Annotated in this window: 18 protein-coding genes and 3 pseudogenes; 8 read left to right on the top strand and 13 right to left on the bottom strand. The window is 64.5% G+C overall.

Features of this window, described 5'->3' with window-relative positions; all coding sequences use genetic code 11:
* Nucleotides 1-260 (top strand): annotated as a pseudogene (locus AQY21_RS27470) (hypothetical protein); the annotation flags it as partial.
* A 32-nt stretch (nt 261-292) separates the two neighbouring features.
* Here AQY21_RS27470 and AQY21_RS29540 read toward each other — a convergent pair.
* From AQY21_RS29540 to AQY21_RS02480, 12 genes and pseudogenes are all read right to left on the bottom strand, one after another.
* Nucleotides 293-451 (bottom strand): annotated as a pseudogene (locus tag AQY21_RS29540) (LysR family transcriptional regulator); the annotation flags it as partial.
* 114 nt (nt 452-565) lie between these two features.
* On the bottom strand, nt 566-1645 hold the full coding sequence (locus AQY21_RS02530) for an ABC transporter substrate-binding protein (protein ID WP_058096278.1): 1080 nt from the start codon (nt 1643-1645) through the stop codon (nt 566-568).
* Nucleotides 1646-1663: 18 nt separating this feature from the next.
* Nucleotides 1664-2140: a thioesterase family protein gene (locus tag AQY21_RS02525; RefSeq protein WP_082657947.1), complete on the bottom strand. Its 477-nt coding sequence runs from the start codon at nt 2138-2140 to the stop codon at nt 1664-1666.
* Nucleotides 2137-2460: a 2Fe-2S iron-sulfur cluster-binding protein gene (locus tag AQY21_RS02520; RefSeq protein ID WP_058096276.1), complete on the bottom strand. Its 324-nt coding sequence runs from the start codon at nt 2458-2460 to the stop codon at nt 2137-2139. Before AQY21_RS02520 ends, AQY21_RS02525 begins: the two co-directional genes overlap by 4 nt.
* A 12-nt stretch (nt 2461-2472) precedes the next feature.
* Nucleotides 2473-3699 carry an NAD(P)/FAD-dependent oxidoreductase gene (locus tag AQY21_RS02515; RefSeq protein WP_082657946.1) on the bottom strand — a complete coding sequence of 409 codons (1227 nt, stop codon included), beginning with the start codon at nt 3697-3699 and terminating at the stop codon, nt 2473-2475.
* Nucleotides 3700-3711: 12 nt separating this feature from the next.
* Nucleotides 3712-4650: a 3-hydroxyacyl-CoA dehydrogenase NAD-binding domain-containing protein gene (locus AQY21_RS02510; RefSeq protein ID WP_082657945.1), complete on the bottom strand. Its 939-nt coding sequence runs from the start codon at nt 4648-4650 to the stop codon at nt 3712-3714.
* A complete protein-coding gene (locus tag AQY21_RS02505) occupies nt 4650-5402 on the bottom strand; it encodes an SDR family NAD(P)-dependent oxidoreductase (protein ID WP_058096274.1) in 753 nt (250 codons plus the stop codon). The genes AQY21_RS02510 and AQY21_RS02505 overlap by 1 nt, the downstream gene beginning before the upstream one ends.
* Nucleotides 5399-6820, bottom strand: coding sequence for a gamma-aminobutyraldehyde dehydrogenase (locus tag AQY21_RS02500; RefSeq protein ID WP_058096273.1), 1422 nt, complete (start codon nt 6818-6820; stop codon nt 5399-5401). The genes AQY21_RS02505 and AQY21_RS02500 overlap by 4 nt, the downstream gene beginning before the upstream one ends.
* Nucleotides 6820-7752 (bottom strand): 3-keto-5-aminohexanoate cleavage protein, encoded by a 933-nt coding sequence (locus tag AQY21_RS02495; RefSeq protein ID WP_058096272.1) that lies wholly within the window; start codon nt 7750-7752, stop codon nt 6820-6822. The genes AQY21_RS02500 and AQY21_RS02495 overlap by 1 nt, the downstream gene beginning before the upstream one ends.
* Nucleotides 7753-7762: 10 nt before the next feature.
* The gene (locus AQY21_RS02490) at nt 7763-8560 is read right to left on the bottom strand and encodes an SDR family NAD(P)-dependent oxidoreductase (protein ID WP_058096271.1); all 798 of its coding nucleotides are present in this window, start codon (nt 8558-8560) and stop codon (nt 7763-7765) included.
* Between the two features lie 23 nt (nt 8561-8583).
* Entirely contained in the window at nt 8584-9726 is a 1143-nt protein-coding gene (locus AQY21_RS02485; RefSeq protein ID WP_058096270.1) for an SRPBCC family protein, read from the bottom strand.
* A 151-nt stretch (nt 9727-9877) separates the two neighbouring features.
* Complete coding sequence (locus tag AQY21_RS02480) at nt 9878-10867, bottom strand: GlxA family transcriptional regulator (RefSeq protein ID WP_238986672.1); 990 nt, start codon at nt 10865-10867, stop codon at nt 9878-9880.
* Nucleotides 10868-11137: 270 nt separating this feature from the next.
* Here AQY21_RS02480 and AQY21_RS02475 point away from each other — a divergent pair, with 270 nt between their 5' ends.
* From AQY21_RS02475 to AQY21_RS02445, 7 genes are all read left to right on the top strand, one after another.
* Nucleotides 11138-12100, top strand: coding sequence for an ABC transporter substrate-binding protein (locus AQY21_RS02475; protein WP_058096268.1), 963 nt, complete (start codon nt 11138-11140; stop codon nt 12098-12100).
* Between the two features lie 7 nt (nt 12101-12107).
* Nucleotides 12108-13166, top strand: coding sequence for a glycine betaine/L-proline ABC transporter ATP-binding protein (locus tag AQY21_RS02470; protein ID WP_058096267.1), 1059 nt, complete (start codon nt 12108-12110; stop codon nt 13164-13166).
* Nucleotides 13167-13197: 31 nt separating this feature from the next.
* On the top strand, nt 13198-15240 hold the full coding sequence (locus AQY21_RS02465; protein WP_058096266.1) for a proline/glycine betaine ABC transporter permease: 2043 nt from the start codon (nt 13198-13200) through the stop codon (nt 15238-15240).
* A 51-nt stretch (nt 15241-15291) separates the two neighbouring features.
* Nucleotides 15292-16020, top strand: a complete 729-nt coding sequence (locus AQY21_RS02460) for a CoA transferase subunit A (RefSeq protein ID WP_058096265.1) — start codon at nt 15292-15294, stop codon at nt 16018-16020.
* Nucleotides 16020-16664 carry a 3-oxoacid CoA-transferase subunit B gene (locus AQY21_RS02455; RefSeq protein WP_058096264.1) on the top strand — a complete coding sequence of 215 codons (645 nt, stop codon included), beginning with the start codon at nt 16020-16022 and terminating at the stop codon, nt 16662-16664. The genes AQY21_RS02460 and AQY21_RS02455 overlap by 1 nt, the downstream gene beginning before the upstream one ends.
* A 139-nt stretch (nt 16665-16803) precedes the next feature.
* The gene (locus tag AQY21_RS02450; RefSeq protein WP_058096263.1) at nt 16804-17460 is read left to right on the top strand and encodes a CoA transferase subunit A; all 657 of its coding nucleotides are present in this window, start codon (nt 16804-16806) and stop codon (nt 17458-17460) included.
* 12 nt (nt 17461-17472) lie between these two features.
* Nucleotides 17473-18123 (top strand): 3-oxoacid CoA-transferase subunit B, encoded by a 651-nt coding sequence (locus tag AQY21_RS02445; RefSeq protein WP_058096262.1) that lies wholly within the window; start codon nt 17473-17475, stop codon nt 18121-18123.
* 50 nt (nt 18124-18173) lie between these two features.
* Here AQY21_RS02445 and AQY21_RS02440 read toward each other — a convergent pair.
* Nucleotides 18174-18414: pseudogene (locus AQY21_RS02440) on the bottom strand (hypothetical protein); the annotation flags it as partial.

Below are 18414 nucleotides of genomic sequence, written 5' to 3'. Positions count from 1 at the left end.
TGAAAGACAAGGGGATAAAGGTCTGCATCCCGGGCCGGAAGTCTCGCAAGAAGGCGGTGAAATACGACAAGAGGCGCTACAAACGGCGCAACCGCATCGAGATCATGTTCGGCCGCCTGAAGGATTGGCCAATCGTCGGGAAAACAGTCCCCCGGACTGTTTTCTGATCCTCCTCATACGTCGCGACCCGATACGACCGGTGCCCGGAAACCTTCTTCTCTGCGATCATGCTAGCTGCAACCGTCTTGTTCTGGCCGTGAAACTCAATGAGCCTGGACGCTAGCTTCGCTCCGGCGGTGGAGCGGTCGAAGAGGGCGACGCCGAGTTCCTCCTCGAGTTCGCGGATCCGCCGGCTCACGATCGGTTGCTGGAACTCCAGCTCCAGCGCTGCTGCGCTGAAGCTGCCATTGCGTGCAGTGGCGACGACATAGCGCAGATGGCGAAGGTCCATGAACGCATTCCTTCCTTGCCTATTGTCGCAGTCCTCAATGAAGTGTCCGAGCTTTTGAGTGTGCAATGTTGGAGTGAGTGCCACCCCGAGCCAAATAGGGCAGGTGAGCATTGATCAGTTTGTCACCAACCAGCGATTGAAACGTTCTGTCAGTTCGATGTCGTGATCGGCCCAGAATTCCGGGCTATCCATTACCGCATTGGCCATATGCTCGGGGGCAGTTGGCATATGGGAAGACATTTCCGTCTTGTCATCCTTATAAAGCCCGAGCAGCGGGGTCGAGGATTTCCGTGCTGGCCCATAGCTGATATAGCGCGCTTGGCCCGCCAACTGCTCGGGCGCGGTTGCGAACTTCACATATTCCAGCGCTTCCTTCAGATTCGGGGCGTCCTTGGGAACGGCGAAGGCGTTCATCTCCAGGTATTGACCGTCCCAGATCACCTCGAAAGGCTTTCCCTCGTTGATGATCGCGTCGAATATCCGGCCGTTATAGGCGGTCGTCATGGCGACCTCGCCATCGGCCAGCAGTTGAGGCGGTTGCGCTCCCGCTTCCCACCAGATCACTTCGCTCTTGATCGTGTCCAGTTTGGCGAAGGCACGGTCTACGCCCTCGGCCGTGGCGAGTTGATCATAGACCTCGGACGCAGGGACGCCGTCCGCCATCAATGCCAAGTAAAGCGTGCGACGGACCGACTTGGCCAGCGCGCGCTTGCCGGGATAGGTTTTCATATCGAAGAAATCCGCGACAGTCTTGGGCGGAGTGTCGGGGAACTTCGTCTTGTCATAGGCGATGACTGTGCCCGCGACGATATTGCCCACGGCGCAATCCTGGAGTGCACCGTCGATAAAATCCCGATCCGCCGGCGTGCCGTCCGCACCAGGGGGCAGCTTGGCCGGATCGATCTCCAGCAGCATTCCTTCGTCGCAAAGGCGAACCGCATCGGCCAGCGCGACGTCGAAGACATCGCCGGTCACGTTGCCGGCCTCGACCTGCGCCTTCAGCGGTGTGGAGGGATCGTCGGCGGCAAGAGTGGTCACCCGAATACCGGTCGCCTTGGTGAAGGGCTTGTTATAGGCCTCCACTTGGCTGGCCTCGATGGCGCCGCCCCATGTCACGACGTTCACCTCTTGGGCATGAGCGGTGCCAGTGCAAAGCAAACAGGCTAGAATAGTCGTATTTCTTATGGAAATCATCGTTTCCTCCCCTTGGTTTCATTTAGAATGGGATCTCTGACCGACGAAGCGGCCAGCGCCTTCCGCGTGCAGCGCCGAATGTGCCGCAAAAGGTGCCAATGCCTCGGCGATGGCCGGATTCGGCGGGCAGGCACGTCGGCTCGTCAGGTCGGTGTGGATCAGCAGGGTCTCGACCGTTGCCGCCAATTCCTGATGCCGTAGAATGCGGTGGAACAGATGCAGTCGCTTGCCTTCGGCCCCAAGCAGTTGTGTGGTGACGATCAGCCTCGTCCCGCTTTCGACCTCGGCCAGATAACGGATATGGGTTTCGACCGTGAAGAAGCTGCGGCCAGCCGCCACGTAAGCTGGCCCCGCTCCGATCATGTCGAGGAAGCGGTCGGTCGCTTCGGCCGCCGCGACGAGGTAGAATGCCTCGTTCATGTGGCCGTTATAATCGGTCCATTCGGGCGGCACCATCATGTCGCCGGTCTGGGGCAAGTCGGGGATGGTGTTCATGCCTGGCGCTCGGGCAGGGTGACGATCAAACCGTCGAGCTCCGGCGTTACCTTGATCTGGCAGGTGAGGCGAGAGCGTTCGGCATCTGGTTCCCAGGCGAACTCCAGCATGTCCTGTTCGATCTCGTCGCGGGGTGGCAGACGGTCGATCCATTCGGCGGCGACATAGACATGGCAGGTCGAGCAGGCACACGCCCCGCCGCAATCCGCGTGAATTCCGGGCACGCCGTTATCACGGGCTCCTTCCATCACCGTCAGGCCGGGAGCGACCTCGACCCGATGTGCGGTGCCATTGGCCTCGATATAGGTAATGCTGACCATGAGCGGTTCCTTTCAGCTTGCCAGAAGCGCGCGCAGATCGTTGGCTGGGTCGGCGATGAAGGCGGCATCGACCGGCCTGTCGCCTTCCAGCACCCGCTTCGCCACCATGAAGACGCGCGGGTCGTTCATCGCATCCACGGCTTCGAGCCGGTCACCGTGGAAATACCAATGCGATCTGCCAGCGCCTGCACCCGCGCGGGTGACCACCCGGTCATGGCGGCCGCACAAGCCGGCGATCTGCAGCTTCACATCGAACTGATCCGACCAGAACCAGGGTTTCGCCTGATATTCGCAACTCTCGCCCAGCATATTGGTCGCCGCGACTTCGGCTTGGTCGATGGCATTGCCGACGCTTTCCAACCGGATCCTCTGGTTGCGCCAGGGAAAGGATGCGCAGTCGCCCGCCGCAAAGATTGCCGGGTCCGAGCTGCGGCAATAAGCATCCACACTGATGCCGTTGTCGCATGTCAGACCCGCCGCCTGCGCAAGTTCGATATTGGGCAGAACACCGATCCCGACGACAACCAAGTCGGCGGGCAGGTGGCTGCCATCCGTCAGAACCGCGCCTGTGACCCGGCCGGCCGCTTCGGTCAGATGCGCCAGCCCGACGCCCTCGCGCAGATCGACGCCATGGGCGCGATGCAGTTCGCGGAAATAATCCGAGGTCTCAACTGCCGCGACGCGGCCGAGGATGCGCGGCGCGGCCTCGACCAGCGTGACCTGCAGGCCGAGCTTGACTGCGGTGGCTGCCGCCTCCAGCCCGATATAGCCGCCGCCGATGACCAGCAGACGCAGGCCGGGGCGGACGGCCTCGGCCAGCCGGTCGGCGTCGGCCAGGCTGCGCATCACCAGCACGCCTTGGAGGTCCGGACCGGGCAACAGGCGCGGTCGCGCGCCGGTCGCCAGCAGCAGATGCTGGTAGGGCAGGGCGCTGCCGTCCGAGAGCATCACCTGCCGCTCGTCGCGCCGGATTTCGGTGGCGTTGCGGCCTGTGAGCAGGGTGAGGTCGCGCTCGGCATAGAAGGCGGAGGGGCGAAGGAACAAGCGTTCGCGCGCCATCTCGCCCAGCAGATAGGCTTTCGACAGGGGCGGGCGCTGGTAAGGTGGCTCGGGTTCGTCGCCGACCAGCGTGAGCGGCCCGGCGTGGCCCAGATCGCGCAGCTTGCTGGCGGCGGCAAGCCCGGCCTGGCCCGCTCCGATCACGACGATCGGAGCGGTGGTCTCAAGCATCTCGGTCATGGCTCCCTCCGGCTAGCTTGCGGCCCGCAGCGATGCGGTCGCCCTTTGCATGGCGGTGATCAGCGCGTCGCGCTGACTGGAAAGCTCGGCGGGGCTCCGGTCACGTGATTCCTGCTGCACGCCCGACATCAGCTCCGCTGACAGCGAAGGGTCCAGATGCAGCACGCCGAGATCGTCCCACCAGCGGTTGAAGCTGTCGGTATAGCGTTCGCAGAAGGCCGCGAGCCCGCCTTCGCCGGCGCCGAGGTGGAACAGCATCGTCGGCCCCATCGCCGCCCAACGCAGGCCGGGACCGGCCCAGACCGCCTTGTCCACGTCCTCGACCGAGGCGACGCCGGTTTTGACCAGGTGTATCGCCTCGCGCCACAGCGCCGCCTGCAGCCGGTTCGCCACATGGCCAGGCACCTCGCGATTGACGCGGATGGTGATCTTGCCGACCAGCTTGTAGAATTCTTCGGCCCCGGTGACAGCCGAAGGCCGGGTGTGGTCGTTGCCCATCACCTCGACCAGCGGGATCAGGTGAGGCGGGTTGAAGGGATGGCCCAGCACGAAGGGGCTGGGATCCTTCCAGCCCGTCTGCATCTCGCCCAGCGTCAGGCCCGAGGCCGAGGAGGCGACGATGGCGCCCGGCTTCAGCACCGGTTCGATCTCGGCATAAAGCCCATGTTTGATCGCGATGCGCTCGGGCACGCTTTCCTGCACGAAATCGGCGCCGGTGACGGCTTCGGCGGCGGTTGCGTGAAAGCTCAGCGCGCCGCGGCGGCCCTCGGCTGCAAGACCCAGTTCCAGCAGGGTCGGCCAGGCCTCGTCGATATAGCGGCGTACCGCGTCCTCGGCGCCCGGAACCGGGTCGTGGACCGCGACGTCGCGACCCGAGGCCAGGAACAGCGCCGCCCAGCTGGCACCGATGACACCTGCGCCGATCACGGCAGTTTTCTGATATTCGCTCATTAGAACAGTCCCGGCTGAAGCGGCGAGGCCGAGGTCAGCCCGCCGTCGATGGTGAAACATTGCCCGGTCACGAAACCGGAAGCGTCGGAGACGAGCCAGAGGATCGCCTCGGCCACATCCTCGGGCCGGCCGAAGCGGCGCATGGCATGGCGGGCCACTGCGTCTTCTCTTGCCCGCTCGGGGTCGCGGGCCAGCGAGAAGCCGGCCTCGACCATCTCTGTCATGATCCAGCCTGGCCGCACCGCGTTGCAGCGGATGCGGGGGCCGTGGTCGATGGCGATGGAACGGGTCAGGGCGTGCACGAAACCCTTCGAGGCGTTGTAGATCGCCATCGACGGGTCCGCGACCTCGCCCGAGATGGAGCCCAGATTGACGATGCTGCCGCCCTCGGGCGCCTGCGGGATGAAGGCCCGGCACATGTTGAAGGTGCCGCGGCAATTGGCGCCGATCACGCGATCCCAATCCTCGTCCGTGGTGTCGGTCAGAGGTTTTTCGACCTGCACCCCGGCGTTGTTGACCAGGATATCGGCAGGGCCAAACTGCGCACGCGTCGCGACGACGATGCGCTCGGCATCCGTGCCCAGTGCGACATCCGCCTGCACCCAAAGCACCGCCTCGCCCAGGTCGGCGGGGCGCGCCCCGCGGCCGCAGGTCGCGACATTCGCGCCTGCCGCCCGTAGGCGCTCGACGGTGGCGCGCCCGATGCCGCGCCCGCCGCCAGTTACAATGGCTGTCTTACCGGACAGAGTCATGCGTGGGCCACCATCACATGGCGGACCGCCGTATAGGCGTCGAGCGCAAAGACCGACATGTCGCAGCCCGTCCCCGAACCCTTCATGGCCGCCCAGGGCATCTCGGGTGTGGCGACACCATGCGTGTTGACCCAGGTGAAGCCATAGCGCAGCCGGCTGCTCATCGCCATCGCCCGTCCGACGTCGCGGGTCCAGATCGAGGAGGCAAGCCCATAGCGCCCTCGGTTCACCATGCGGATCATCGCATCCTCGTCCGAGAAACGCGAAACGGTGACGACGGGACCGAAGATCTCGTTACAGCCGATCTCGGCATTCTCGGCGACACTCGCCACCACGGTCGGCGCGTAGAAGAAACCCGGCCCCTCGGGGCGGATGCCGCCCGTCACAATCTCGCAATCTGCGCGGGCGCGGTCCACGAAACCCGCTACCCGGTCGCGTTGCGCGGCCGAGATCAGCGGGCCTATCTCGACCCCTTCATCATGGGGTTTGCCGGTCCTGATGCCGGCAACCGCCGTTGCCAGATCGGCGACCAGCCGGTCGTAAATGCTGTCATGCGCGACGATCCGGCAAGGCTGCGCGCAATCCTGCCCGGCGTTGAAATAGGCGCCGCCCCGGATTGTCGCGACCACTGCCTCGATGTCGGCATCGGCGCAGACGATCACCGGCGCCTTGCCGCCCAGTTCCAGATGCACATGCCGGATCTGCTGCGCGGCCGCGCGCATTGCCGCCTGCCCGGTGGCGGGCGAGCCGGTGATCGAGATCGCTTCGACCTCGGGCGCGTTGATCATCCGCTCGCCGACCGAAGGGCCGCGCCCGTGCAGCACATTCAACACGCCCTTGGGCAGCACGTCGCGCAGCAGTTCCGCCAGCCGCAGCGTCGACAGCGGCGTGATCTCGGAGGGTTTCAGCACCACCGGGCAGCCGGCCGCCAGGGGCGCGGCCAGTTTCCACGCCGCCATCATCAGCGGGTAATTCCAAGGCGCGATGGCCGCCACCGGCCCGACCGGATCGCGGCGGATCATGCTGGTATGGCCGGTGACATATTCGCCCGCAGCCACGCCCTGCATGGTCCGTGCCGCCCCGGCAAAGAAGCGGAAGCAGTCGATGGTCAGCGGCATCTCGTCATTCAGCGCCGAGGGCCAAGGCTTGCCACCGTTAAGGCTTTCAAGGCCCGCGAGTTCCTCGGCATTTGCCTCGATCACATCGGCGATCTGCAACAGCAGCGCGGCGCGTTCGGCGGGTGTTGTGCGGCCGAAGCTGTCGAACGCCTCCTCGGCGCCGCGCATGGCGGCATCGACCTGCTCGGCGCTGGCCTCGGGGACACGGGCGATTTCCTCGCCTGTCGCCGGGTTCCAGACCGCCAGCGCCTCGCCGTCACCCGCGATCAACTCGCCGTTGATGAGAAGGTTTATCTGCATCAGAACGCCACCTTGTCGCCGCCCTTGAGACCCAGCCGCTCGCGCGCTTCGGCGGGCGTCGCCACGGTCAGGCCAAGCCCCTCGATGACCTGCCGGATGCGCGTGACCTGTTGCGCATTCGAGGTCGCGAGTTCCCCCTTGCCGATGAACAGGCTGTCCTCGAGCCCCACTCGCAGGTTGCCGCCCAGCAGCGCGCTTTGCGTGGCGAAGGGCATCTGGTGGCGGCCCGCCGCCAGCACCGACCATTCGTAATTCTCGGGCCCGAACAGGCGGTCGGCGACCTTGTGCATATGGACGAGGTTTTCCAGATCGGCTCCGACGCCGCCCAGGATGCCGAAGACCATCTGGACGAAGAAAGGCGGCTTGATCAGCCCCTGATCGATGAACCACTTGATATTGTAGAGGTGGCTCAGGTCGTAGCATTCGAATTCGAACCTTGTGCCATGACCATCGCCCAGCGTCTTCAGCGCATATTCGATGGTGGCGAAGGTGTTGGGGAAGATGAAGTCGCGGGTCATTTCCAGGAACTTCGGCTCCCAGTCGAATTTCCAGTCGCTGTATTTGTCGAGCAGGGGGAAGATGCCGAAGTTCATCGAGCCCATGTTCAGGCTGGCCATTTCCGGGCTGGCCGTGGTCGCGGCCAGCAGGCGCTCGTCCATCGACATGCCAAGGCCGCCGCCGGTCGAGACGTTGATGACGGCATCGGTCGATTGCTTGATGACCGGCAGGAACTGCTGGAAGATCTCGGGCCGAGGGTCGGGCTTGCCGGTTTCCGGATCGCGGGCGTGCAGGTGGATGATCGAGGCGCCGGCCTCGGCAGCCTCGATGCTGGCGCGGGCGATCTCGGCGGGCGTGATCGGCAGATGCGGCGACATGGTGGGCGTATGGATGCCACCGGTGGGCGCGCAGGTGATGATGACGGATTTGGCCATTGTCTTTCCTTCAGAATTTCATTTGCTGGACCTGAGCTGACAGCCCGCCATCCAGTACCCAGAGCTGCCCCGAGGCGTAGCGCGCCTCGTCCGAGGCGAGCCAGTTGACCAGGTTGGCGATGTCTTCCGGTGTGCCGCAGGTGCGCGTCGGATGCACTGCCTTGACCTGGTCCAGCACCGTGTCGAGGCTGCCGCCCCCGGCCCCTGATCCGGCGCCGCTGAAGAAGCTGCGCAGCATCGGCGTGTCGACATAGCCGGGGCAGATGGCGTTGACGCGGATACCCTCGGACCCGTGATCGCAGGCCATGGCGCGGGTCAGCGCATGGACCGCGCCCTTGGTGGCGCAATAGGCCGCCAGCCCGGGATCGGCGATGAAGCCGTCGTAGGAGCCGAAGTTTATGACCGAGGCCATCCGCCCGCCCGCGGCCCCCTTGCGCAGCAGCGGCAGGGCGTATTTCGAGGGCAGGAAGGTCCCCGTCACGTTGATGGCGAAGATGCGGTTCCAGTCCTCCAGGGAGGTCTGCTCGATCGTGTGCTCGATCTCGATCCCGGCCGCGTTGACCAGCACGTCCAGCCGGCCCTCTTCGGCAGCGATGCGGTCCATCGCGGCGCGGGTCTCGGCCTCGCAGGTCACGTCCAGCTGGATGAAGCGGCTGGCATCGGGCGCGTTGCCCGTGCTGCCGGTGTCGCTGAGATCGGCGGCATAGACAGTCGCACCTTCGCGCAGGAACCGGGCGCAGATCGCCCGGCCGATCCCGCCGCGCCCGCCGGTGACCAGCGCGACGCAGCCTTTCAGCATCCCTGTCATGTCATTTTCCTTATTGAGCCGGATCAGGCGCGTGCCGCCTTGGCATAGGCGTCCAGCACCAGCCCATGGAAATGGTGCAGCGCATGTTCCGACTGGCCCGAACCATCCGGGTCATTCACGATCCGCCCTTGGGTGAAGGCGGGGGTGTTCATTCCGCGCTGCACGCTTTCGACAAGGCCGATGTCCTCGGGCTGCAAGACCTCGTCGATATAGCGGATGGCTTCCAGTTCGGTCGCGTCCGGCTCGGGCGTTTCCAGGTAGAAGTCATAGGTCTCCAGCGTCCGGTCGGGACCGGCGGGAATGACGTTCAGCACGATCATCGAGGACCGGCCTGGATAGCGCATCAGGCAGGTGTTCGGCCACAGCCACCAGACGGCATGGGTCTGCACCTTGGCATTCGAGGTGTCATAGGCCGAGTTCGAGGTCTTGCCCGCATCCGCCATGTGGCTGGAATAGATGCCGTGCGTGGTCACCTTGTAGGTGTCCATGTCGACCAGCGTGCAGAAATCCTTGTGCGCAGTCGGGCAATGATAGCATTCGAGGAAGTTGTCGATGACGTTCTTCCAGTTCGACCGGATTTCATAGGTCAGGCGCTTGCCGAAGGTCAGGTTGTCGATGTCGGGCGCCCAGTGCCGGATCTCGGTTTCAAGATCGCCGGATAGTTTCGCCAGCGGTTCTGCGGTCGAGTCCAGGTTGACATAGACGAAGCCGCAGAACTCCTCGACCTGCACTTGGTCGAGGCAGATTTCCTTGGCGTTGAAGTCTTCCAGCGTCTCGGTGTGCGGGGCGCGGACCAGCTGGCCGTCCAGCTTATAGGTCCAGGCGTGATAGGGGCACATGATCCGTGTGGTATTGCCATTGCCTTCCAACAGGTGGTGAGCGCGATGCTTGCATACGTTATAGAAGGCGCGCAGCTTGCCCTCGCGGTCACGGACCACGGCCACGGGCTGGCCGGCGATCTCGGCGGCGATATAATCGCCGGGATTGCGGACCTTTTCGACATGGCAGACCCATTGCCAAGTTTTGGCGATGATCGCTTGCAGATCGACCTGATACCAGCGCGGATCGGTATAGGCGTCGGCGTTCAGCGACATGGTGCGCGACGGATTCGAATCGTATCCGCGCGCAATGTATTCAAACTCGGACTTACTGGGGAGTTCCGTCATGGCAGCATCCTTTCATGCGGCAGCCCTGGCGTGCTGGTGATCGTCTCTGTTCTCACGATAGCTGCGCCTGATCCGGCTGATTGTTGCATGATCGTCGTCCGTTTTCGTTTTTTCGCCACCGAAGCGGTCCTTGGGGTTGGCTGCGTCCTTTTCAGCCGTCCCTGCGATGCATGGGCCAGGCGCGGAACTCGAAGGGAATCCGACCTTCCGAGCGATCGATGCGCGGCGATATGCCGAATCGCTCGCGATAGGCTTTCGAGAAATGAGCCTGGCTGGTGAACCCGCTGGCGGCCGCGATCTGGGCCATTTGCAGGTCGGTCTGAGTCACCAGTCCCCGCGCCCGATCAAGCCGTATGTCGCGATAGTAGATCACGGCCGTCTTGCCGATGTAGCGCTCGAACAGGCGATTGATCTGGCGCTGCGACATGCTGACCCGATCGCAGAGCTCGGGAATCGTGAGGGGCTCTTCGAGGTGTTTTTCCATCAGAGCGATCACCTGCCGCAATGCCTTGGGGGTCGTGTAGCCCAAGGGCTCCAGCGTCGCGGGGTTCTGCGGAGAGTTCTCGGGCCGAATCGCAGGGTGAAAGATGTATCGCGCTGCCGCATTGGCCAGGGCGTTGTCGCAGTGGCTGCGCAGGATATGCAGTCCCATGTCGATGGCCGCGGCGCCCCCGCTGCAGGTGAATCGCTGCGGAGCTAGAACAAACAGATCCTCCGAGACTTCTATGTCGTCGTGCAATTCGCCCAGGGCGTCGATGTGCTCATAGTGAACCGTGGCGCGCCTGCCCTCCAGCAAGCCGGCCTGCGCCAGGATGAAGGCTCCGGTGTCCAATGCCCCGATGGTCGCCCCGCTGCGCGCCCACCGCCGCAGGGCGACCAGCAATTGCGGTGCGGCATGGGCCTCGGGTGACCAGCTTGAAGAGACGACGACGATGTCAAAGCTTTCGGAGGCGACTTCCGCCAACGGGCGCGCTTCGACGCTCATCCCGTTGCTGGCCTTGACCATGCCCCCCTCGGTCGATGCGAACTGCCAGCCGACGCGCGCCGTGCCAGACAGGTAGTTGGCGGCCCGCATCGGGTCGATGAACCCGGTGGTCGCGAGCAGGTTGAAGTTGGGCGTGACGATCACGAGCAGCTTCAAGGTGCGATTCGTTTCCTGGGGCATGGTGCACCTGGGTATGGCGAGTTAAGGATAATTCACGTCCATTCACCATAAAATTCGCCTGACAACCCAGCAAGGTTTCCTATGAGCCCTTAGGCAGGCGGCCACCCCGGAGACCTTGGTCGATTCGGCAGGAAACGAGTTTGCGGCGATTTTTGACAAATTTCTGTCGATCAGAGGCAAAATTAATTCCAGCCTCATGCAACACTTCCTCAAAACAACCAAAACCGTATTCAGGGGGAGCCCACCATGAAGCGACCACTCGCTACCGCAATGGCAGCCATCGCCGGTTTGTCCGCCTTCACTTTCGCGCATGCTGCGGAACTGGGCGCCACCGATGAGCCGATCAAGCTGGCCGTCAACGAATGGACCGGCCAGCAGATCACCACGCGCATCGCCGGCCACATGCTGGAACAGGCAGGCTACAAGGTCCAATACGTCACCGCAGGTTACCAGAACATGTGGCAGGCCATGGCCGACGGCGATCTGGACGCGGCGGTTGAGGTCTGGGCCTCGAACGTGCCGCAGAGTTATCACCAGTTGCATGACGCTGGAAAGCTCGAGGATCTGGGTGCGCTGGGCCTCGATGCGCGCGAGGGCTTCGTCTATCCGGCCTATATGGAGGAAAGCTGCCCGGGCCTGCCCGACTGGAAGGCGCTTGCCGAATGCGCGGCCACCTTTGCTACCGTCGAGACCCTGCCCGAGGGGCGATTGCTGGACTATCCGGGCGAATGGGGCACGCCGGGCGCGGACCGCATCAAGGCTCTCGGGTTGCCATTCCGGGCGATTCCCGCCGGCTCCGAAGGCGCGCTGGTCGCCGAATTCCGCGCGGCGACGGCGCAAAAGGCACCGTTGTTGGCCGTGTTTTGGCAACCCCACTGGGCGCTTGACGCCTTTGGCCTGCATTTCGTCGCTTTGCCGGAGGGGACCGAAGCCTGCTATACCGATCCGGCGGTGGGCCCCAATCCCGATGTGACAGGCGATTGCGACTTCATCCCGACCCGCGTGTTCAAGGCCGCCTGGCCGGGCCTCAAAGAGAAATGGCCAGCGGCGCATGAGATCCTGTCGAACCTGACGCTCAGCGTCGAACAGCAACAGCCCCTGATGGGCGCGGTCGATGTGGACGGTCGGCAGACCCCCGAGGTGGTGTCCGAATGGCTGGCCGCCAATGAATCCGCTTGGCGTCCGGTCGTCCAGGCAGCGGTGGAATAAGCACGCCATGGCAGTCAACCCCAGTGCTCCGCCCGCGATTTCCTGCAAGGGCGTGTGGCAGGTTTTCGGCGTCAACCCGAAGAAGAACCTCGACCGCGCCTGGCAGGATACCGGCGGCAATGTGCGCGAAACGGCGCTGCTCTTGCGCCAGCACGGGCTTATCCCGGCCGTGCAGGATGTCACCTTCGACATTCGCGAGGGCGAAGTCTTCGTCATCATGGGTCTGTCCGGTTCGGGAAAATCGACGCTGATCCGCACGATCTCGCGGTTGATCGAAGGCACAGCCGGAGAGATCCGCATCGGCGGCGAGGACATCCTTGCCGCCGACGCCAAGCGCCTGCTGGCGCTACGTCGGGACAAGCTGGGCATGGTCTTCCAGCATTTCGGCTTATTTCCTCATATGACGATCCTGGATAACGTGGCCTTTCCCTTGAAGATGCAGGGGATGGCCACGGGTCCACGCCGAGCCCGCGCTGCCGAGGTTCTGGAACTCGTCGGTCTCAAGGGGCGCGAAACGGCGCGGCCGCACCAGCTTTCGGGCGGCCAGCGCCAGCGCGTCGGCATCGCGCGTTCGCTTGCGGTTAACCCGGACCTGTGGTTCCTCGACGAACCATTTTCGGCGCTCGATCCGCTGATCCGGCGGCAGCTGCAGGACGAATTCCTGGCGATCCAGGCCGATCTGGGCAAGACGGCGGTGTTCATCACCCATGACATCGCCGAGGCGCTGAAGATCGCAGACCGCATCGCCATCATGCGCGACGGCATCGTGGTGCAGATCGGCACGCCCGACGACATCATCCTGAACCCCGTGGACGACTATGTGCGCGAATTCACCCGCGACGTTCCTAAGGGCCGCCATGCCCATGTCGAGACGATCATGACCTGCCCCGACCCGCTGCCGGCCATGCCGGATGACCCGAAGCTCAGCGCGGACATGACCATTGATTCCGCGCTGGCTGCCTGCATGGCGCTTTACCAGCCGGTGCCGGTATGGGGTCGCGATGGGCAGATGGCGGGCGTCGTCAGCCCCTCGGCCCTGGCGGGTGCGCTGAAAGCGGAAACCTGAATCTCTCGGCCCTTCAAATTCGGATACCAACATGACCGACCGATTTTCGCCCGGGACCCGCGCGGCTGCCCTCGTTCTTCTGGTGGGTGCCGCCTGCCTCGTCCTCGCCCCACTGGCGCCCTGGCTGGTGAAGTGGCCCGTCGCGCTGACGGTCCCGGCGACCGAGTGGATCGGCGCGGCGGTGACCTGGCTTGCCGGTTTCTTGAAGCCCGTGGCCCGATTTGCCGCGCAGATGCTGGCCTATCCGATGGGCTGGGCGGGGCAGGTGCTGATCCATGCGCCCTTTCCGCTGACCATCGGCGTATTCACCGCGCTGGGCTGGCACCTGGGCGGTTGGCGCATGGCGCTGGGCGCTTTGGCGGGGCTGGGGTTCGTTCTGGTCAGCGGCTATTGGGCGCCCGGCATGACCACGCTTTCGCTGGTGGCGGTTGCGGTGCCGCTGGCGCTGCTGGCAGGGGGCGTGACCGGCATCATCGCCTACAAGGTTCCCGCGCTGCGCCGGCCGATCCACCTTCTGCTGGACGTGATGCAGACCGTCCCGACCTTCGCCTATCTGACGCCGCTGCTGCTGCTTTTGGGGTTCGGCCCGGTGGTTGGGCTGATCGCCTCGTCCATCTATGCCGCGCCGCCCATCGCCCGCAACGTCCTGCTGGGCCTGCAGCGGGTCGAGCCCGATATCCGCGAAGCAGCGGCTATGAACGGCGCGAATCCGTGGCAGCAGCTTTTCCTGGTCGAACTGCCGACTGCCTCGCGCCAGATCTGGGTCGGCGTCAACCAGACGATCATGGCTGCCCTGTCGATGGTGATCATCGCCGCGGTGATCGGCGGTTTCGACGATATCGGCTGGGCGGTGCTCTTGACCATGCGCAAGGCGGATTTCGGCAACAGCCTGGTGGCGGGGCTGGTCATCGTGATCTTCGCCGTGCTGATCGACCGTATGAGCGGGAGCCTTGCCGAGACCCGGCCCGCCCATGCCCGCAAGGTCACATGGGCGATCCTGGCGCTAGCTGTAATCTCCACGCTCGCCGCCGCGCGCTACCTGCCCGCCTCGAACGACATCGGCCTGCTGGGTGGCATCACCGATTGGGTGAACGATGTGCTGGGGCGTTTCATCATCGCCTTCGGGCCGCTGCTGAGTTCGGTCAAGACGACCGTGATGATCTATGTCCTGCTGCCCCTGCGCATCGGGCTCGACCACGCGGTGACGCCTGCGACCTGGGGCTTTCCCTGGAGCGCGACGCTCTCGGTCGCCTGGTTCGTCGTCGCGGCGCTGTTGGCGGCGGTCCTGGCGTGGCGAGGCCACCTTCTGGCCGGCCTGGTCCTGCTGCTGGCGGCCGGGATGCTGAAGCTGGGCATCACGCATCTGCCCTGGCCCTTCGTGCTGCTCGGCGCGGGTGCTCTCGGCTGGGTGGCGGGCGGGTCGGCGCTGGCGGCCTATGCCGTGATCCTGCCCGCCATCATCATGGTCATGGGCCTGTGGGAACCGGCGTTGCTGTCGCTCTACCTGTCGGGTACGGCGGTGCTGATCTGTGCGGTGGTGGGCGGCTTGGTTGGGCTGCTATCCGCGCTCAGCCCGGCGGTCTGGAGCGTCGTGCGGCCCGTTTGCGATCTCCTGCAGACCATCCCGATGTTCGTTTTCCTGATCCCCGTCCTCATGTTGTTCCAGATCGGGGAGTTCTCGGCCCTGCTCGCCATCTGCTCCTACGCCGTGGTGCCGATGATCCGCTACACCCGCCAGGGCCTGGTCTCGACACCGGAAGAGCAGATCGAGGCTGCGATATCCTCGGGGGCGAACGGGCGGGCGTTGCTGACCGAGGTGCGGCTTCCTTATGCGACCCCCGTTATCCTGCTGGGGCTGAACCAGACCATCCTCTATGCATTTTCGATGCTGGTGATCGCGGCGCTGATCGGAACTACCGATCTGGGCCAGCAGATCTACCTGGCGCTGGGGCAGGGCGATGTCGGTCTTGGCATCGCGGCCGGGGCAGCCATGGCAATGCTGGCTCTGGTCGCCGACCGTCTGGTGCAGGGTTTTGCGCTGAAGCGAAGCGAGGAACTCGGGCTTCACGTCTGACAATGCACGGTTGCGTCAACCTTCCATGACAAAAGCAGATGTGAAACAGATATGAATAAACAGTACGACAGCGCGGACGCCGCGCTTGACGGTGTATTGCGGGACGGGATGCTGATTGCGGCCGGGGGCTTCGGGCTTTGCGGCATCCCGGAACTCGCGATCGAGGCGATCCTAAAGGCCGGGACCAGGGAGCTGACCATCGCCTCCAACAATTGCGGCGTCGACGGGTTCGGGCTGGGCAAGCTCTTGGACTCGCGGCAGATCCGCAAGATGATCTCCTCCTATGTCGGCGAGAATGCCGAGTTCATGCGCCAGTATCTCTCGGGCGAGCTGGAGCTGGAGTTCAACCCGCAGGGCACGCTGGCCGAGCGCATGCGGGCGGGCGGCGCCGGCATCCCGGGCTTTTATACGAAAACCGGCGTCGGCACGGTGATCGCCGAGGGCAAGGAGCATCACGATTTCGACGGCGAGACCTATATCCTGGAACGCGGCATCGTCGCCGACCTGGCCATCGTCAAGGGCTGGAAGGCGGACGAGTCGGGCAATGTGGTGTTCCGCAAGACCGCGCGCAACTTCAACGTGCCGGCGGCGAAATGCGGCCGGGTCTGCGTCTGCGAGGTCGAGGAGATCGTGCCGACCGGCTCGCTCGACCCGGACGCCATCCACCTGCCGGGGATCTATGTCCATCGGCTGATCCAGGGCCAGCACGAGAAGCGCATCGAGCAGCGCACGACACGTTCGCGCGTCTCCGACACGACCGGCAAGAAGGAGACCGTCTGATGGCCGCCGAAATCAAGGGCTGGGACCGCAACCGGATGGCGGCGCGGGCCGCGCAGGAGCTGCAGGACGGCTGGTATGTGAACCTCGGCATCGGCATCCCGACGCTGGTGGCGAACTACATCCCCGAGGGGGTGCATGTGACGCTGCAATCGGAAAACGGCATGCTGGGCATCGGGCCGTTTCCTTACGAGGGCGAGGAGGATCCGGACCTGATCAATGCCGGCAAGCAGACGGTGACCGAGCTGCCGCAGACCGCCTATTTCGACAGCGCCGAGAGCTTCGCGATGATCCGCGGCGGCAAGATCGCCATGGCGATCCTGGGGGCGATGGAGGTGGCCGAGAACGGCGACCTGGCGAACTGGATGATCCCGGGCAAGCTGGTCAAGGGCATGGGCGGCGCCATGGACCTGGTAGCGGGCGTCGGCCGGGTGGTGGTGGTGATGGACCACACCTCGAAGCACGGCGAGTCGAAGGTGCTGAAATCCTGCACGCTGCCGCTGACCGGCCAGGCGGTGGTCAATCGCATCATCACCAATCTGGGGGTGCTGGACGTCGTCCCGGGCGGGCTGAAGATCGTCGAGCTGGCCGATGGCGTGAGCGAGGACGAGCTGCGCGCCGCGACCGAGGCGACCATCCTCGGCTGAGCTGACAGGGCGGGGGGCTGTCCGCCCCCTCTTGCGGCTGGCGCCGCAAAAGCCTGCCGTTCAGGGCCTTTCCTGGCTCATATCGAATTTGAGCAGGCGAAACTGAATTCAACTCATATGTATCATCGTGAGGACCTGAATGAGGACGATTTCTCCGGCGGCTTCCGCCGAACTGGTGCCGGACGGGGCTGTCGTGATGATCGGCGGCTTCATGGGTGTGGGCTCTCCACATCGGACCATCGCCGCGCTGGTCGCCCGGCAGGCGCGCGACCTGACCGTCATCGCCAACGACACCGCCCGCCCCGGCGTCGGCATCGGCAAACTGATCGGCGCGGGCTGCGTCGCGCGCGCCATTGTTTCGCATATCGGCACCAATCCCGAGACGCAGAAGCTGATGCTCGAGGGCAAGCTGGCCGTCGAACTGGTCCCGCAGGGCACCCTGGCCGAGCGGGTCCGGGCGGGCGGCGCGGGCCTGGGCGGGGTGCTGACCGCGACCGGCCTCGGCACGCTTGCCGCCGAGGGGCGGCAGGTCGTCCAGGTGGGCGGGCGGGATTTCCTTGTCGAGCCGGCGCTCAGGGCCGACATCGCGCTGATCGCGGCTCGCAGCGCAGATTACGCGGGCAATCTCGTCTATTCCCTGACCGCGCGGAACTTCAACCCGCTGATGGCGATGGCCGCCGAAACGGTGATCGCGGAGGCTAACGAGATCGTGCCGCTGGGGGTGCTACCGCCGGATGCCGTGCATACGCCAGGCATCCTGATCGACCAATTGCTTGAGCGGCCGCGGGTCGCGTGAAGGGATAAGCGCATGGATGCGAAGGAACTGATCGCCCGCCGCGTCGCCCGCGAGTTGCGGGACAATACGCTGGTCAACCTGGGCATCGGCTTGCCCACGATGGTGGCACAATATGTGCCGCCCCATGTCCGGGTCTATTTTCAGTCGGAAAACGGCATCATCGGCTTCGGCGCGCGCCCGCCCGAGGGAATGGAGGACGTGCATCTGACCGATGCGGGCGGGGCGTTCGTTTCGGCTTTGCCGGGCGCGGTTTCGTTCGATTCCGCAATGTCGTTTGCCCTGATCCGGGGCGGTCATCTCGACATGACGGTGCTTGGGGGCTTGCAGGTGGATTGCCGCGGCCGGCTGGCCAATTGGCAGATTCCGGGTGTGCTGGTCCCGGGGATGGGCGGGGCGATGGACCTTGTCAGCGGGGCGCGTCGCGTGGTCGTGGCGATGACCCACACCCAGAAAGGGGCGCCGAAGATCGTCGAAAAGCTGAGCCTTCCCATGACCTCGCAACGTCCCGTGACGTTGATCGTGACGGAGCTTGCGGTGATGGAGCCGACCCCCGAGGGCCTCACGCTTCGCGAACGTGCGCCCGGTGTTTCAGTGAGGGAGATTGAAGCGGCGACGGGAGCGGAGCTGTCGATCGTGGGGGATGTGCCGGAAATGAAGCAGTGAAGGGCTTACCACTGCACTCACTTCGACTTAGCGTCCAGGCTCATTGAGTTTCACAGCCAGAACAAGACGGTTGCGGCTAGCATGATCGCAGAGAAGAAGGTTTCCGGGCACCGGTCGTATCGGGTCGCGACGTATGAGGAGGATCAGAAAACAGTCCGGGGGACTGTTTTCCCGACGATTGGCCAATCCTTCAGGCGGCCGAACATGATCTCGATGCGGTTGCGCCGTTTGTAGCGCCTCTTGTCGTATTTCACCGCCTTCTTGCGAGACTTCCGGCCCGGGATGCAGACC

The organism is Paracoccus sp. MKU1 (assembly GCF_001447385.1).
Taxonomy (GTDB): Bacteria; Pseudomonadota; Alphaproteobacteria; order Rhodobacterales; family Rhodobacteraceae; genus Paracoccus.
This window is presented reverse-complemented; position numbering and strand designations above follow the sequence as displayed.